Origin of the sequence: Embleya sp. NPDC005575 (assembly GCF_040605455.1) — a bacterium.
Taxonomy (GTDB): domain Bacteria; phylum Actinomycetota; class Actinomycetes; order Streptomycetales; family Streptomycetaceae; genus Embleya.
The window spans coordinates 1-14,792 of record NZ_JBEXCV010000188.1 but is presented as its reverse complement, the minus strand read 5'-3'; the positions used below and the strand labels follow the sequence as shown (position 1 = coordinate 14,792).

The following is a 14,792-nucleotide window of genomic DNA, read 5'->3' as shown; positions in this document are numbered from 1 at the left end:
GGCGACCGCGGCCCAGGCCGACGCCGCGCACTGGCTCCGCCGAGCCGGGGCCGAGCTGGCCGGCCGCTTCGGCCTCGACGACGCGGGCTGACGCTCCGTCGGATTCGGGCCCACCCCCGAGGACATCCGCGGGTAGGCCCGTGCGCCCCCGGACGCACAGCGCACGCGGGTCGACGAACGCCGACGAGCACCGACGGACACCGACGGACACCGACAGCCCGACACGTGGCACGATCGTTCAGAACACGAGCTTGCCGAAGGCCGGTGCCGGCACCACGAACGGGATCACGATGGCGGCGCCGGCGACCGGGTCGAGCTGGAGTCGACGCCCCGAAAGCAGGCCGTCGCGCCACAGACGGTGGTAGGCGAGTACGCCGACGACGAGCACGAACGGCACCGCCGTGACGACGCCGATCGTGTAGCCGTCACCGTTCGCCCCGATGGCCGGGTACCGGACGACGCGGGCGGCATCGCGCTGCCGGCACCGCGTGCGACGCTCGCCGCCGGCCCGGACTCGGAGGCGGTACGAACAGGCGCGCGGCCGGGGGACGGGCCGGGCCCGGATAGGCTGAGTGGACAATGAACCGTTTCTCTGCGCCTTCCGGCGAGTTCGAGCTCACCCGTTACCCCGAGGATCCCCGCGATCTGCTGCGCGCATGGGACGCGGCCGACGAATACGTGCTGCGGCACCTCGCCGGGATCGACGACGAAAAGCCGACGGATCTGTCCGGCAGCGTCGTGGTGGTGGGCGACCGATGGGGCGCGCTGGTCACCGCGCTCGCCGAGTCCCGGCCGGTACAGATCAGCGACTCCTTCCTCGGCCAGGAGGCCACTCGGGCCAACTTGGCGCGCAACGAGGCGGACCCCGACTGGGTGGAGCTGCTCTCCACCCGGGACGCGCCGCCGGAGCGCATCGACGTACTGATCGTCCGGGTCCCGAAGAACCTGGCCCTGCTGGAGGACCAGCTGCACCGGCTCGCGCCGAGCGTGCACGCGGACACCGTCGTGGTCGGCACCGGGATGACCACGGAGATCCACACCTCCACGCTCAAGCTGTTCGAGCGCATCATCGGCCCGACCCGGACCTCGCTCGCGGTGAAGAAGGCCCGACTGATCTTCACCACGCCCGACCCCACCCTCCCGCGTACCGCGAGCCCCTGGCCGCGCAGCTACACGCTGCCCGCCGACGTCGGTGCGGGGTCCGGGATCGTGGCCACCAACCACGCGGGCATCTTCTGTGGCGACCGGCTCGACATCGGTACCCGCTTCCTGCTGCGCAACCTCCCGCGCCGCACCGGTCGCGACCGGGTGGTGGACCTGGGCTGCGGCAACGGCGTGGTGGGCACCGCGGTCATGCTGGCCAACCCGCGCTCGGACGTGTTGTTCGTGGACGAGTCGCATCAGGCCGTGGCATCGGCGCGGGCCACGTTCGAGGAGAACCTGGGCTCGGATGCCGGTGCCGAGTTCGCGGTGGGCGATGGTCTGACGGACGTGGCCGCCGAAAGCGTCGACCTGGTGCTGAACAACCCGCCGTTCCACACCCATCGGGCCACCACCGAGGCCATCTCGTGGCGGATGTTCGCCGGTTCGCGCGCGGCGCTGCGCTCCGGCGGCGAGCTGTGGGTGATCGGCAACCGGCACCTGGGTTACCACGTGAAGCTGCGCCGGCTGTTCGGCAACTGCGACATCGTGGCCAGTGACCCGAAGTTCGTGGTGCTGCGGGCCGTCAAGAACTGACCGAGAGCCGCACCGGGGGCGCCGGGAGCACTCGGAATCGACGCGCGGATCGGCTGCCTGTGCGTGTCCCGGGACTCCGGGTCCCGGGCCTGGGCTCGGGCTCGGGGCCTGGGCTCGGGCTCGGGACCCGGGCTCGGGCTCGGGACCCGGGCTCGGACCACAAGCCGCTCGTCGTCGCGACCGTGGTTCGGGTCCGAGGGCCGCCCGGCCGACCAGGCTGCGCGACAGCATCCCCGGCACGTCTCAGCGCGTGTTCTCCACGCGCAGCAGCATCCGCTTCAGCAGCGCGATCAGTACGTCCTGATCCGTCTCGTCCAGGGGACCGACCATCGTGCGCTCGGCGCGGTCGAGCAGTGTCATCGCGGCCATCCAGCGGGCGCGGCCCGGCTCGGTGAGTTCGACGTCGACCCGGCGACGGTCGTCGGTGCCGCGGATGCGCCGGATCGAACCGGCCTCCTCCAGGGTGTGCAACCGGCCGGTGATCCCGGCCGGCGACACCATCAGCTCTGCGGCCAGTTCGGACGGCGTGGCCCGGTAGGGCTCCCCGCGCGAGGCCAGTCGGTGCAGGGTGTCGAACTCGAAGGCCTGCAGACCGACCTCGGCAAGGGCGCGCCCTTTGACCTGCGCCACGTGCTTGGTCAGCATCTGGATTCGGGTGACGATCCCCTCGACCCGCTCGTCGAACGGCGCCTTGTGCCGCCAGCGCGCGATGTGACGGTCGACGGAATCCTCGGCATCGACGACTTCCGGCTCGGCGTCGGCTTGGGCCCGGGCTGGGGCTGGGGCTTGGGCCGCCACCTCCACCGGGCCCTCGCCATCGGGCGCGCCCTGCCCGTCGGCCGCGCCCTCGACCTCGGGCCCGCCCCGCCCGTCGGCGGCACCGTCCCGTACCCGTCTCTGTTCCCGGCCTTCACCGCGCATGCGGCCATTATGCTGGGTCGCGGAGTTTTCGTTGACGAATGATTCGCTGGCGAAATACATTCTCGTGCCATGACCCCACCCACGCGCCGGCTCCTGCTCGGCCGCACCTTCGCCGCCCTTGCCACGGCTCTCATTCCCATCACGCTGACGCTGGCCCTCGTACACACCGGCTCGGGCACCGATCTGGGCCTGGTGCTGGCCTGCGAACTGCTGCCGATGTTGCTCCTGCTCCCGGTCGCGGGCGTGATCGCCGACCGCTTCCCGCCGCATCGGGTGATCCTGGCCGCCGACCTGGTCCGCGCCTGCGCCCAGCTGGCGATCGGCGCCGAACTGCTCGCGGGCCCGGCACGGATCCCGGACCTGGCGATCCTGTCCGCGCTCACCGGCGCCGCCGTCGCGTTCGGCACCTCGCCGATCCACACGCTGGTGGTCGCGGTGGTGCCCCAGTCGGAGCGCCTGCGGGTCAACGCCCGGCTCGGCGTGGCGCAGGGCCTCGCCCGGGTGGCGGCGCCCGCTGCCGCCGGCACGCTGATGCTCGCCGTCGGGGCCGGCTGGTCCTCGCTCCTGACCGGCGTGCTGTTCGTCGCATCCGCCGCCACATTCGGCGGTCTGCGCCCCGAACGCGTCCAGCGCAAGCGCGAACAGGGGCCGTTCCTGGGCGAGTTGCACGCGGGGTGGGTGGAGACCCGGCGCCATCCCTGGTTCCTGGCCAATGTGGTCGCGCACGGCGTATGGCACCTGGCGGCCGGCTTCCTGCTCACCCTCGGCCCGATCATCGCGGTGGACCGATTGGGCGGCGACCGCTCGTGGGTGATCATCGCCCAGGTCGGTACCGCAGGCGTGCTGCTCGGGGCCCTGACCGCGTCCCGGTTGCCCGTGCGCCGCCCACTGGTGGCCACGTCGATCGGCGCCGCCCTGTACGGGCTTCCGCTCGCCGCCCTCGCACTACGGGCGCCGCTGACCGTCGTCGCCGTCGCCTACTTCGTGGCCATGTTCGGTCTCGGCGTGCTGAGCCCGCTGTGGGAGACCACGCTTCAGCACCGCATCCCGCCGGAGGCACTGGGCCGGGTCGGCTCGTTCGACACACTGATCTCCTTCGCCACGCGCCCGTTGGGCCTGGCCATCGCCGCTCCCGTCGCGGCAAGTATCGGCACGAGCACCCCGCTACTGGTCGGCGCGGTGCTCGTGGTGGCCACGAACGCGGGTTTGCTGCTGCTGCCGGACGTACGCGCGATCCAATCCCCGTCGCCTGCCACTCCGGCCGCCGAGGCCGAGGCGCCGCCCACACCCGCGAAGTCGTCGACCACGACGGACCCGGTGGCCTTCGCCGAACCCGGGCAGACGGCCGTCGCCGAACCCGGAGGGGCGGCCCTCGCCGAACCCGAGCGGGCCGGCTGAGAGCTTCCCGGTCGGGCTCCACGAAGCGCACCGTGCCGCCGGGGTCCGCCTGCCGCCGGCGCTCGTCGATATTGTGCTTGTCCCCGTCCCCCGGCCGCACCTAGCCTGTGGGCGCGACAACAACGGCGTGTAGCTCAGCAGTAGAGCACCGGACTCCGGATCCGGAGGGCGCGGGGGCAGCACCCGCCATGCCGGCTATGAACGACAACGATGAGCAGCGCCAGGGGATTTCGCCCGCGACCGTCGGCCACGAGTACCTCGATCGGCAATTGGCCCGAGCACTCCGGACCGCCGCGAGCCACGAGGACACGGATACTCGCGAACGCGCCGAGCGCCGGGTCGAGCGCTGGGGTCGGGTACTGCGCGGGGTCACAAGCGGATCCCTACGGGTGGGTTCGCGTACACCGACGGCCGAGTTTCCCGCCTGGGTGACGCCCGAGGTGGTCCGCGGCGGTTTCGCCACCGGCGAGGCGTGCGCGGGCGGACCGCTGCTGCCGCACGAGATCGAGACCGCGAGCCGGGTGGGCGTCCCCGCCGACCGGCGCGCCCTGTTCGAGTATCACCTCACCGACGCGGGCCTGGCCGAGCTGACCGAGGCGCTGGAGCACGGTCGCTACGAGGTGGCCGTGCCCGAGGAGGCCGCGCTGCCGGTGGTGGCCTGGCTGGCGTGGGCGGGCGACCGCGCCGCCGCGCTGCGACTCCTGGAAACCATGGACCCGTTCGCGGATCGGCTGCGCTTCGCGCCGCGGCCCACGTCGACTCCGCCTGCGGATGCGACCACGGCCTACCGGAGCACGGTCGGCCAGGCACGCGACGAGCTCGCCAAGCGGAGGCCGAAGCGGGCGGTCGAGGCGATGCGCGAGGCGCTCACCGTCTGGAACCCGTTCGCGGACGAACTCCTGGCGTTGTGGCTGGACACCACCGAGGTCGACTCGGGTCGCGTGTTCTCCCGCGTCCCGGACCGGGACTGGCACCGGCGCGGGCACGAGCTGCTGGCCCGGTACAAGGTGCTCGCCGCCGAGCATCGGCTGTGCGGCAAGCACCGTAGGCCGAAGGAGAACCAGGCCATCCTGCGCGTCGCACTCGCGGACACGGTGGCCGCTCGCCCGCTCGACGCGCGCCGACGCGGGATGTTGCAGTACGCGGTCGACTCGATGGTGTGCCGGCGAGGCCTGCCGGGCTCGACCGGGCACGCCGAACTGCGCGAGCGCCAGGCCGCCGTCGCGACGCTGCCCGCGCACCACGAACTGGCCCGGGTGGTGGTGCGACGACTGGCCGACCTCCCGCAGGACTCCGGCACGCCGGACACCGACGCGTTGGTGGAACCGGTCACCGAGACGGAGCAGCATCGGAGCGAAGTGCCCGCGGGCAGCGAAATCCCGCCATCCATCCGGAAGTCGGTCGAGCGTGCGCTGAGCGCGCCGATCGGCACGCTGATCGATCGCGGCATCGTGCCCTCGGCCGAGGTACTGGCCCAACTGGTACCGCAGTTGGTCGCCTCGACCACGGCTCAGGTGTATCCCGAGGCCATGTTGCGGACACTGATGACCGCGAATCATCGCGCGTTCCGCAACCGGCGCTCGCTGTTGCTGCTGAACCTGGAGCATCAGGTCCGGATCGAGGAACTGCCCTGGGTGGCGGCGGTATCGGGGTATCACGAGGCGGGCACCGAGGCCCGGGAGAACGCCCGTACGGTGCTCGCCCACCTGGGCGAACTCGCACTCGACGGCTTCCCGGCGACCATCCTGCCCAATCCGCTGATCAGCCAGTTGTCCGCGCTCTCCGACAACGCCCGGTTGCGGGTGCCGTGGGTCGAGGAGTTGGCGGCCGACATCTTCATGGGCCGGTTCTCGCGGAAGTACCTGGCGGCCGCGGTGCTGGCCGGTCGGCTCCTGGAGGGGTCGCTGTACGAGCGGTACTTCGACATCGACTACGCCGCGATCGGCGCGTCGGTCGGGGGCCACGCGGATTGGCGCACGTACGACGCGGCGCCGGTCTCCCGGTTCGGCGAGCTGTGCCGGGCGCGCGGCGGCGCCGGGAGCCGTTGGTCGCCTGCGGCCAACGGCACGGTGATCGAGCAGTCCCAGATTCTGACCACGCACAATCTCGCAGCGCTGGCCGGACCGGTCGAGGTGGCGCCGAACTGGCCCGACCTGGCCCGGCGTTCGTTCACCATCGTGTGCCGTTTGACGGCTCGCGTGCAGGGCAACCCGAAACCGCTGAGCACGATCAAGGACGCGGCCTACGGGTGGCGGCAGACGGTGTTCCACCTGTCGATGTGCACCGAGGCCGAGCGGGCCGAGGCGTTGTCCTGGCTGGACACGGAGGCGGCCCGACACCCGGGCCACGTGCGGCAGCGGCTGACACCGGTGCTGTACGGGCTGCACGCAGTCGCGGCCGGCGGCCGATTCAACGCCCGCGGCACGCTGGAGAACCAGGCGGGCCGACGCCTGGTGGGTTGGGCCACCGGGGGACATTGGATGAGCGCGAGGTAGCAGCCACGTGCCGGGAGGGGTCGGTCGCGGCAGGGCGGGGCGGGGCGGGCTACGGCGCGGGCCGGGGAGCGAACGCGGACCGAGTGTGCGATCGGCTTCGTGTGTGCGCTTCGGCTCGGGGTGCGGCCAGGAGGCGATTCGGCGCGGGCGCGGGCGTAGGTCAGGCGTGGGCCGAGACGCTGGGCCGGCCGGCGGGTCCGCGCGCGCACCGGGCACACCGCCCGGCGCGGGCGCCGGCGGTGGTGGGCCGGGTCAACAAACCCGGGTTCCGTCGCGCCATACGCCTCGGATGCGCCGGTCCAGCGCGGTCGGATCCAGGGCGGTGTCGGCGAGCAGGACCAGGTCGGCGCGCTTGCCGACGGCGATCTCGCCCCGGTCGTCGGCGAGGCCGAGCAGCCGCGCCGCGTCGTGGGTGGCCGCGCGGAAGGCGCCGGCGGGACCCAGTCCGGTCCGGGACAGGTGCTCGATCTCGCGGAGCACCTCGGTATGCGGCCGAACCGGGTTGTCGCTGCCCATGGCGATCGGGACACCCGCCTCGACCGCCAGGCCGACCGCGTGCCGGTGGGCCTCGGCCGCGCCCTCGGGCGCCCCCGCGGGGTCAGTCTGCGTACACGATAGCGTCGGCACCAGCCAGGTCCCGTGCTCGGCCATCGCGCCCACCGCCGCGTCGTCGAGCCAGGTGCCGTGTTCGACGCTGCGCGCGCCCGCGCGGGCCGCGAGTTCCGCCGCCCGTGCCCCGTGCGCGTGCACCATGACGCCGCGTCCGCCGAGCCGGGCGGCCTCGTCGACGAGCGCGGCCATCTCGCCGGCGGTGAACTGCACGTCGTGCACGCCTCGCCCGAAGGCCATCGACCCCGACGGCGTCGCCTTGATCCAGTCCGCCCCGGCCCGCACCATCCGCCGCACCACGGCACGCGCGGCATCCGGGCCGTCGAAGACGGGATCGGGCATCGCCGGGTCGGCGAAGAAGTCCACCGCGCCCACCCGGGGCGTCCAGTGGTCACCGATCCCGCCGGTGGTACACACCTGCCGCACGCTGATCAACACCTGCGGCCCCTCGACCCACCCCCGCTCGACCGCCATCCGCACGCCCGCATCGGCGCCCCAGGCATCGCGCACGGTGGTCACCCCGAGCTGCAACAGCGTGCGCAGTACCGGTACCGCCGACAACGGCCTTACCGAGCGCGGCAGTCCGAACGGATCCCGCAGCGTCTGGGTCAAACACACATGTGTATGACAGTCGATGAACCCGGGTACCACCAACTGCCCCGCACAGTCGACTGCTTCGTCCCCGTCGAGGCCGGTCCCGACCGCGACGATCCGACTGCCCGCGACCGCGACATCGGCCACGCCGAGCTCGCCGGAGCGTACGTCCAGCACTGATCCGGCCCGCAACACCAAACGTCCCATCCGCCCATCCTGCCGCGTCCGGAACCCGCGGCAGCCGCTCACGGCCTGACCGGGATCGGGCCGCGGCCATGAGTCCGCCGCCGCGATCGGGTGCGGCGGGCTCGGGCGGCGGGCGCGCTTCAGGGCGCAAAGGCTCGGCGATGGCCTCAGGGCGAGGGGAGCACGTCGCCCGCGAGGTCCGAACGGGCCTGCTCGACCGAGCGCACGATGCCCTCGGCGCCGGCGGTCTTCGCGATCGCGCCCGCCTCCTCGATCAGCGCCCGCGCGTCCTCACGGCGGTCCTGGCCGGCCGCGATGTACGCGAGCCCGACCATGTTGGCCGCCACGCCGGGCAAGAAGCCCAACTCGCGGCGCAGCCGCACCGATTCCTCCAACCGCACGCGCGCCACGTCCAGTCGGCCGGCCATGTGCGCCGCGATGCCCAGGTGGCGCAGCGCGTACGACATGGTCAGCCTGTCGTCGACGCTCGTGGCCAGTTCCAGGGACCGCTCCAGCGCGGGCAGCGCGGATGTGTGGTCGCCCCGGACCACCTGATGGAACGTGCCGACCCAGAACAGCGCTTCGCCCTCGCCCCGCGCGTCGTCGAGCGAGCGGTAGAGCTCCGCGGCCCGCTCGGACAGGGCCGCTTCACGCGGGTCCTCGGCGCTGCGATCGGCGAGGAAGCGCGCGTGCGCCACCCGGCCGCGGGCAAGCGCCAAGTCCGCCTCCACGGCGTCCAGTTCCCGATCTGCCACCGGCAACCCGGCCGGGTCGCCGCCGAAGACCGCCCGTTCGTAGAGCTGCCCGGCCCGTTCGATGCGTTCGTCCGCGCCCATCGTCGCTCCAGCCACCCGATTCCCGCGCCCGTCGGGCACGGCGCACCGCAGCGAAACGGCGCCCCGCCCGAATCCGAGCCGTCCGAGCCGTCCGAGCGGCGAGTCTAGCGGCGGGCACGGCAACGGGTGGTCTTCCGAGACGACCGGCCGATGTAAAGAATACTAGACCTGGTGTCAGCTTTGCTTTACATTGACTCGTGTCCGCATGGCTTTACATCCATGTCCACCATGCTTGAGCCGGGAGCCGCGGCGTGGCCTTCGAAGAAAAACGTGCATGGATCATGGCAGTGGTCACGATCTGCGCGTACGCGACCTATCTCGCCCTCGTGCTCGGGCGGGCGGGCGACACCCCACTCGCCGAGGTGTCGTACGCGTCGACCCTGCTGTGGACCATCGGCGCGGCGATCCTGGCGGCGATCGTGCTGCACATCGTGGTGTCGATCGTCTCCCCCGAGGGCGCCAACCAAAAAGACCAACGCGACCGGGAGATCGGCCGGTTCGCCGAGTTCGTCGGTCAATCGTTCGTCGTGGTCGGCGCCGTGGCGGCGCTGGCCATGGCACTCGCCGAGTTCGACCACTTCTGGATCGCCAACACGATCTACCTGGCGTTCGTGCTGTCCGCGATCCTCGGCTCCGGAACGCGGATCGTCGCCTACCGCCGGGGCTTCCAACCATGGTGAAGAAGCCACCGACCAGAGTCACCAACACGATCCGCGCCCTGCGCTTCACGCACGGCGAGATGACCCAGGCCGAACTGGCCGAGCGCGTGGGCGTCACCCGCCAGACCGTGATCGCCATCGAACAGGGCCGCTACTCGCCGTCCTTGGAGATGGCTTTCCTGATCGCCCGGGTCTTCGGCGTACCACTCGACGAGGTTTTCCAATACCCGGAAACAGGAGGGGAGACGCCGTGAAGGCATTCGTTCAGGACGCATACGGACCGCTCGATGTGCTGCGATTCACCGACGTCGAGCAACCCGCGGTGGGCGACGACGACGTCCTGGTCCGGGTACACTCGGCCGGCGTCGACCCGGGCGTGTGGCACCTCGTGACGGGCCGGCCGTACCTGCTTCGGCTCGCCGGCTACGGCCTTCGCGCGCCCAAGGACCGCGTCCGGGGCATGGATGTCGCGGGCAGTGTGCATGCGGTGGGCCGCGATGTCACCCGATTCCGGCCGGGCGACGAGGTGTTCGGCACCTGTCGGGGCTCCTTCGCCGAATACGCGTGCACGCCGCAGAGCAGGCTCGCCCTGAAGCCGGCGAACCTCGACTCGGTCCAGGCGGCGGCCGTACCGACCTCCGGGTTCACCGCGCTCCAGGCGCTCCGGGACAGCGGGCGGGTACGGCCGGGGCAGCGCGTCCTGATCATCGGCGCGGCGGGCGGCGTCGGCACGTTCGCGGTGCAACTGGCCGCCGAGGTGTTCGGCGCGCACGTGAGCGGGGTGTGCAGCACGGGCAAGGTCGAATTGGTCCGCTCGCTGGGCGCGGACGAGGTGATCGACTACACGCGCGAGGACTTCGCCGACGGGACACGGCGATGGGACCTCATCCTGGACACCGCGGGCAATCGCCCGGTCGGGCTGCTTCGGCGAGCGCTCACCCCGAAGGGGACCCTGGTCATCGTCGGCAGCGAAACGAAGGAGCGCTGGTTCGGCGGCGTCGACCGCATGCTCCGGGCGCTGGCACTGGGCCCGTTCGTAGGGCACCGGCTGCGCGGGGTGGTCTCCACCGAACGGGCCGAGGATCTGGCCCTGTTGCGGGAGTACCTCAAGGACGGCAGGCTCACGCCGGTCATCGATCGCACGTATGCCCTTGCCGAGATCCCCGAGGCGATTCGGTACATCCATGAAGGTCGTGCGCGTGGGAAGGTCGTGGCGACGGTGGCGTGACGGATGCGCGGGAGGCCTCGAATGCGACTGCTGGTGCTCTTCGATCTAGACAACACCTTGATCGATCGATCCGCGACCTTCGCGCGATGGTCGGCGGAGTTCGCCGTCGAGCGCCGTCTCGGTGACGGGGCTGTGCGGTGGCTCGCATCGGTGGACGGGGACGGTTTCGTGCCTCGGGAGCGCTTCTTCGCAGGCGTGCGCAGCCGATTTCGGCTGCCGGAATCGGTCGAGGCGTTGTGCTCGACGTACCGGGCCCGGATGGCGGAGTTGGCCCGGTGTCGGGATGAAGTGCTGACCGCCCTGGCGGACTTGCGGGCGTCCGGCCGGCGGATCGGCGTGGTGACGAACGGCCATCCGTCCCAACAGGTGGCCACGATGCGCAACACCGGCTTGGCCGCGCACGTCGACGGGTGGGCCGTCTCCGAGCAGGAGGGTGTGCGCAAGCCCGATCCGAGGCTGTTCGAGATCGCCGCCGCGCGGTGTGGCGGGCTCTCCCTCGCCGATGGCGGCTGGTGCGTCGGGGACGACCCGGTCGCCGACATCGGCGGCGGGAGAGCGGCCGGATTGACGACGATCTGGGTACAGCGGATCGCGGAGTGGCCGACCGGGCGAATGGATCCACCGGACCATCGGGTCACCGACGTGACGGGTGCGTTCGAAATCCTGGCGTCCGGTGGCGCGCAGACTCAACTGCCGTGCGCGGCAGGCGGGTTGTCGGGATCTCGCGGTGGGGGCTGAGAGCCGCACCGGGGCACATCGGTTTTCGTGGTCATGCCACCCATACTGCTGGGCTGACCCTGCGTGGGGGTCGACCGCCGCGACGCCATACACGGTCCTCGGTGGCCACCAGGTACCAGGACGACTTGGGTCCGCCAAGCCGGCGCGGAGACCGCGTCGCCCGCCGCGTCCAGGCCCCAGGACGCCTGCGAGTCGGCCATGAACTCGGCTTGCGCGAGCGTCTCAGCTCGGTACCGGCGGCGGGTCGGCCCCCGATTCCGCCCCGGCGGATCGCCAGGACAGCCAGCGGGATTTCGCCTTGTCACTCCTCCGCCACGCGTTGGCCTGCTCGGCGAGCCATTCGAAGTTATCGCCGAAACAACCGGTGTCGCATACCTGCCCAATGGCGCGCTCCTTTTGCACAAGAGGGCCGAGGTAGCGCCAGTACCACTCGACGGGCCACCTCTCGTAGACCAGGCCCCCGTAGAGAACGCCGTTGCGAACGAGCACCCCGGTCGTCTCGAAGAACGATGCGACGGATGTCCAGGCGTCATACCCGTCGGAAATCCGGGGATTGCGGGCACGAATGGCTTCGTAATCGACCGTGGAGGGATCCGTACCCTCCTTGAAATGATCGAGATACCAGAGAAACCCCCGCCGGATCGAGCCGTCTCTCGCCATGTCGTACAGCTGAATCAACAGCCTCGCATCGTTATAAGTAGGCCCGTCGGAGGGGTTGGACGCAACCATGACTTCCTCCCGGTTGAATACACTGAGTGATGTCAGTGTCACCATGTGAAGTCGGCGGCGCAACCTGGAGGATTGCCGGATTCTGCCGAACGACCACGCCCGCCGACCGCTCGCCGCACACGGCCTGATGTCGACGATGTCAGCGGATCGGGGAGGCGCTGCCAAGCGGCGAAGGTCGTCGATCGCGCCTTCGAGACGCGATCGACGACCGAGATCGATCGGAGTGCCTGAATGTGCCCTCCCGGTAGCCCGGCGCACCGCGTCGCAGGCGGGGCGCCGGTGCGTCACATGTTGATCATGTGGCCGGCGAGGCCGTGGATGGCTTCCTTGACGGCTTCGCCGAGGGTGGGGTGGGCGTGGATGTTGCGGGCCACCTCGTGGACGGTGAGGTCCCACTGTTGGGCCAGGGTGAGTTCGGGGAGGAGTTCGGTGACCTCGGGGCCGATCAGGTGGGCGCCGAGGAGTTCGCCGTGGGTGCGGTCGCTGATCACCTTGACGAAGCCGACCGGGTCGCCGAGGCCGTGCGCCTTGCCGTTGGCGGTGAAGGGGAACTTGGCGACCTGGACGTCGAAGCCCTGCTCGCGGGCCTGGGCCTCGGTCCAGCCGAAGCTGGCGATCTGCGGCTGGCAGTAGGTGGCGCGCGGGATCATCACGAAGTCGAGTTCCATCGTCTCGGCGCCCGCAATCGTCTCGGCGGCGATCATCGCCATCGACTCGGCCGCGTGTGCGAGCATCAGCTTCGCGGTGACGTCACCGATCGCGTAGATGTGCGGGATGTTGGTGCGGCCCCGGCCGTCCACGTCGATCGCGCCGCGCTCGGTGAGTCGCACGCCGATGGTCTCCAGGCCGTAGCCGGTCACGCGCGGGGCGAAGCCGATCGCCTGGAGGACCTTGTCGGCCTCCAACACCTGCTGTTGTCCGTCGCGGGTGACGGTGACCCGGACCTTGGCGTTCGGGTCGCTGTCGTCGATCGACTCGACCCGGGTGCCGGTCAGGATCTCGATGCCCAACCGGCGGTAGCGCTTGGCAAGCTCGGTGGAGACCTCGACGTCCTCCAGCGGGACGACGCGGTCGAGGAACTCGACGATGGTCACCTTCACGCCGTAGTTGTGCAGCACGTAGGCGAACTCGACGCCGATAGCGCCGGCGCCCGCGATGATGATGCTCTCCGGCAGCCGGTCGGTGAGGATCTGCTCCTCGTAGGTGACCACACGCTTGCTGAGCGAGGTGCCCGGCAGCAGGCGCGTGGACGCCCCCGCCGCGATGACGCAATGGTCGAACGTGACGGTCTCGACGCCGCCGGCCGTGAGCGAGACGTCCAGTGTGTGCGCGTCGGCGAACGAGCCGTGCCCGTCGTACTCGGTGATGTTGTTCTTCTTCATCAGGTAGTGCACGCCGTTGACCCGGCCGTCGGCGACCTTGCGGCTGCGCTTGAACGCGGCGTCGTAGTCGAACGTCACCGAACCCTCGACGCGGATCCCGAAGGTCTTGGCCTCCTGTGTGAAGATGTGCGCGAGTTCCGCGTTGCGCAGCAGTGCCTTCGACGGGATGCAGCCGACGTTCAGGCAGACGCCGCCCCAGTACTTCTGCTCGACGACTGCGACCCGCAGCCCGAGCTGCGCGCTGCGAACCGCTGCGGTGTATCCGCCCGGACCGGCGCCCAGGACAACGACGTCAAAGTGTGTACTCATGATCCACACGATATGCGGCCGGCGCCGATGCCGGCGCAGCGGCCGGAACATGCGATGGACATGCGAACGCCCGTCCACGGGCGACCGGCGACCGGCCGTCGGTGACCCGTCTCGCTACCCCGCCTCCTCCCCCACCACCGGCCGCACCCGCCGGCCCGTCACCCGCTCCGCCCGGATCCGGATGCAGACGTCCCGGCGGCCGGCCGGCCACGGGCCCTCGGCTGCGGGCGGGGCGTCCGTCGGATCCCGGTCGCGCTCCGCCGTGCCCCGGATCAGTACGCTCCAGCCGATCCGGGCCGAGTCGACGATCTCGTCCACCTCGAACAGGACCGGGCCTTCGACCTGGGCCAGGACCGAGTCGGCGGCCGTACAGAACATCACGTCGCGGCCGAGCATCACGTAGTTGACCGGCAACACGAACGGGTCGGGCCCGTACGGCACCGCGATCCGGCCGACCAGTTGCAGATGCAGATGGGCCTGACACTCCTCGTCGTTCATCTCGACCAACTCCCGCCCCGGGCCCGGCTCCTGACCCGGGGGGCGGGGCGGGATCCGGTGCGTGAAGCCGGCCGGCGAAGCGGAGAGCAGGTCGTCGACGCTGGTTTCGAGCGCGTCGGCGAGTCGGGACAGCGCCGGCGCGGACGGTGGGGTGGATCCGCTCTCGACGGAATTCACCCATGCTCCGGGCAATCCCGCACGGTGGGCGATGTCCTCGACGGAGAGCCCGAGTTCGCGGCGCCGGGCCGCCACGCGGCCGGGCAGCGCATCGATGGATGGACGAATGGTACCCGCAGTCTCCTCGGTCATCCCACCAGCCCACTCCCCGCGAGCCGGTTTCGGTGGGCATTGCGCCGATCGGCGGCGCGCCACGACAACACCCTGCGCCGCGACCGCGCCCGCCGTCACCCCGATCGCCTCACCCTGCGCCGCGACCGCGCCCGCCGTACCCCGATCGCCTCGCGACACGCGGT

General features: G+C 71.2%; 14 protein-coding genes and 1 tRNA gene. 8 read left to right on the top strand and 7 right to left on the bottom strand.

Features of this window, described 5'->3' with window-relative positions; genetic code table 11:
- Positions 1-238: 238 nt before the first annotated feature.
- A complete protein-coding gene (locus tag ABZS54_RS37425; RefSeq protein WP_355546437.1) occupies positions 239-580 on the bottom strand; it encodes a hypothetical protein in 342 nt (113 codons plus the stop codon).
- On the opposite strand from ABZS54_RS37425, the gene ABZS54_RS37420 reads away from it, so the two are divergent.
- On the top strand, positions 580-1,737 hold the full coding sequence (locus ABZS54_RS37420) for a methyltransferase (RefSeq protein ID WP_355546435.1): 1,158 nt from the start codon (positions 580-582) through the stop codon (positions 1,735-1,737). The genes ABZS54_RS37425 and ABZS54_RS37420 overlap by 1 nt on opposite strands.
- 243 nt (positions 1,738-1,980) lie before the next feature.
- Here the strand turns inward: ABZS54_RS37420 and ABZS54_RS37415 are convergent, their stop codons facing one another.
- Complete coding sequence (locus ABZS54_RS37415; protein WP_355546433.1) at positions 1,981-2,658, bottom strand: MarR family transcriptional regulator; 678 nt, start codon at positions 2,656-2,658, stop codon at positions 1,981-1,983.
- A 69-nt stretch (positions 2,659-2,727) separates the two neighbouring features.
- Here ABZS54_RS37415 and ABZS54_RS37410 point away from each other — a divergent pair, with 69 nt between their 5' ends.
- The 3 genes from ABZS54_RS37410 to ABZS54_RS37400 all read left to right on the top strand — a co-directional run bounded on the left by ABZS54_RS37410 (position 2,728) and on the right by ABZS54_RS37400 (position 6,551).
- Positions 2,728-4,056, top strand: a complete 1,329-nt coding sequence (locus tag ABZS54_RS37410) for an MFS transporter (protein WP_355546431.1) — start codon at positions 2,728-2,730, stop codon at positions 4,054-4,056.
- A 123-nt stretch (positions 4,057-4,179) separates the two neighbouring features.
- A tRNA-Arg gene (locus tag ABZS54_RS37405) sits at positions 4,180-4,251 on the top strand.
- Positions 4,252-4,253: 2 nt separating this feature from the next.
- The gene (locus tag ABZS54_RS37400) at positions 4,254-6,551 is read left to right on the top strand and encodes a hypothetical protein (RefSeq protein WP_355546429.1); all 2,298 of its coding nucleotides are present in this window, start codon (positions 4,254-4,256) and stop codon (positions 6,549-6,551) included.
- A 252-nt stretch (positions 6,552-6,803) separates the two neighbouring features.
- Here ABZS54_RS37400 and ABZS54_RS37395 read toward each other — a convergent pair whose 3' ends face one another.
- Together ABZS54_RS37395 and ABZS54_RS37390 are read right to left on the bottom strand one after the other, a co-directional pair.
- Complete coding sequence (locus ABZS54_RS37395; protein WP_355546427.1) at positions 6,804-7,961, bottom strand: amidohydrolase family protein; 1,158 nt, start codon at positions 7,959-7,961, stop codon at positions 6,804-6,806.
- A 146-nt stretch (positions 7,962-8,107) separates the two neighbouring features.
- Positions 8,108-8,776, bottom strand: a complete 669-nt coding sequence (locus ABZS54_RS37390) for a tetratricopeptide repeat protein (RefSeq protein WP_355546425.1) — start codon at positions 8,774-8,776, stop codon at positions 8,108-8,110.
- 281 nt (positions 8,777-9,057) lie between these two features.
- Here ABZS54_RS37390 and ABZS54_RS37385 point away from each other — a divergent pair, with 281 nt between their 5' ends.
- The 4 genes from ABZS54_RS37385 to ABZS54_RS37370 are packed head-to-tail and all read left to right on the top strand — an operon-like array spanning position 9,058 to position 11,401.
- On the top strand, positions 9,058-9,456 hold the full coding sequence (locus ABZS54_RS37385) for a hypothetical protein (RefSeq protein WP_355546423.1): 399 nt from the start codon (positions 9,058-9,060) through the stop codon (positions 9,454-9,456).
- Positions 9,450-9,689, top strand: a complete 240-nt coding sequence (locus tag ABZS54_RS37380; RefSeq protein ID WP_355546421.1) for a helix-turn-helix transcriptional regulator — start codon at positions 9,450-9,452, stop codon at positions 9,687-9,689. The genes ABZS54_RS37385 and ABZS54_RS37380 overlap by 7 nt, the downstream gene beginning before the upstream one ends.
- Positions 9,686-10,663, top strand: coding sequence for an NAD(P)-dependent alcohol dehydrogenase (locus tag ABZS54_RS37375; RefSeq protein ID WP_355546419.1), 978 nt, complete (start codon positions 9,686-9,688; stop codon positions 10,661-10,663). The genes ABZS54_RS37380 and ABZS54_RS37375 overlap by 4 nt, the downstream gene beginning before the upstream one ends.
- 21 nt (positions 10,664-10,684) lie before the next feature.
- Complete coding sequence (locus ABZS54_RS37370; RefSeq protein WP_355546417.1) at positions 10,685-11,401, top strand: HAD family hydrolase; 717 nt, start codon at positions 10,685-10,687, stop codon at positions 11,399-11,401.
- Between the two features lie 222 nt (positions 11,402-11,623).
- On the opposite strand, the gene ABZS54_RS37365 is transcribed toward ABZS54_RS37370, so the two are convergent.
- The 3 genes from ABZS54_RS37365 to ABZS54_RS37355 all read right to left on the bottom strand — a co-directional run bounded on the left by ABZS54_RS37365 (position 11,624) and on the right by ABZS54_RS37355 (position 14,628).
- On the bottom strand, positions 11,624-12,130 hold the full coding sequence (locus ABZS54_RS37365) for a hypothetical protein (protein WP_355546415.1): 507 nt from the start codon (positions 12,128-12,130) through the stop codon (positions 11,624-11,626).
- Positions 12,131-12,414: 284 nt separating this feature from the next.
- Positions 12,415-13,821: a dihydrolipoyl dehydrogenase gene (gene lpdA / locus ABZS54_RS37360; RefSeq protein WP_355546413.1), complete on the bottom strand. Its 1,407-nt coding sequence runs from the start codon at positions 13,819-13,821 to the stop codon at positions 12,415-12,417.
- Positions 13,822-13,935: 114 nt separating this feature from the next.
- Positions 13,936-14,628: a pyridoxamine 5'-phosphate oxidase family protein gene (locus ABZS54_RS37355; protein WP_355546411.1), complete on the bottom strand. Its 693-nt coding sequence runs from the start codon at positions 14,626-14,628 to the stop codon at positions 13,936-13,938.
- Positions 14,629-14,792: the final 164 nt, after the last annotated feature.

Excerpts from the sequence above, each read along its gene's own strand:
- ABZS54_RS37420 (WP_355546435.1), top strand. The coding sequence starts at position 580 with ATGAACCGTTTCTCTGCGCCTTCCGGCGAGTTCGAGCTCACCCGTTAC.
- ABZS54_RS37415 (WP_355546433.1), bottom strand. The coding sequence starts at position 2,658 with ATGCGCGGTGAAGGCCGGGAACAGAGACGGGTACGGGACGGTGCCGCC.
- ABZS54_RS37410 (WP_355546431.1), top strand. The coding sequence starts at position 2,728 with ATGACCCCACCCACGCGCCGGCTCCTGCTCGGCCGCACCTTCGCCGCC.
- ABZS54_RS37400 (WP_355546429.1), top strand. The coding sequence starts at position 4,254 with ATGAACGACAACGATGAGCAGCGCCAGGGGATTTCGCCCGCGACCGTC.
- ABZS54_RS37395 (WP_355546427.1), bottom strand. The coding sequence starts at position 7,961 with ATGGGACGTTTGGTGTTGCGGGCCGGATCAGTGCTGGACGTACGCTCC.
- ABZS54_RS37390 (WP_355546425.1), bottom strand. The coding sequence starts at position 8,776 with ATGGGCGCGGACGAACGCATCGAACGGGCCGGGCAGCTCTACGAACGG.
- ABZS54_RS37385 (WP_355546423.1), top strand. The coding sequence starts at position 9,058 with ATGGCAGTGGTCACGATCTGCGCGTACGCGACCTATCTCGCCCTCGTG.
- ABZS54_RS37380 (WP_355546421.1), top strand. The coding sequence starts at position 9,450 with ATGGTGAAGAAGCCACCGACCAGAGTCACCAACACGATCCGCGCCCTG.
- ABZS54_RS37370 (WP_355546417.1), top strand. The coding sequence starts at position 10,685 with ATGCGACTGCTGGTGCTCTTCGATCTAGACAACACCTTGATCGATCGA.
- ABZS54_RS37365 (WP_355546415.1), bottom strand. The coding sequence starts at position 12,130 with ATGGTTGCGTCCAACCCCTCCGACGGGCCTACTTATAACGATGCGAGG.
- lpdA (WP_355546413.1), bottom strand. The coding sequence starts at position 13,821 with ATGAGTACACACTTTGACGTCGTTGTCCTGGGCGCCGGTCCGGGCGGA.
- ABZS54_RS37355 (WP_355546411.1), bottom strand. The coding sequence starts at position 14,628 with ATGACCGAGGAGACTGCGGGTACCATTCGTCCATCCATCGATGCGCTG.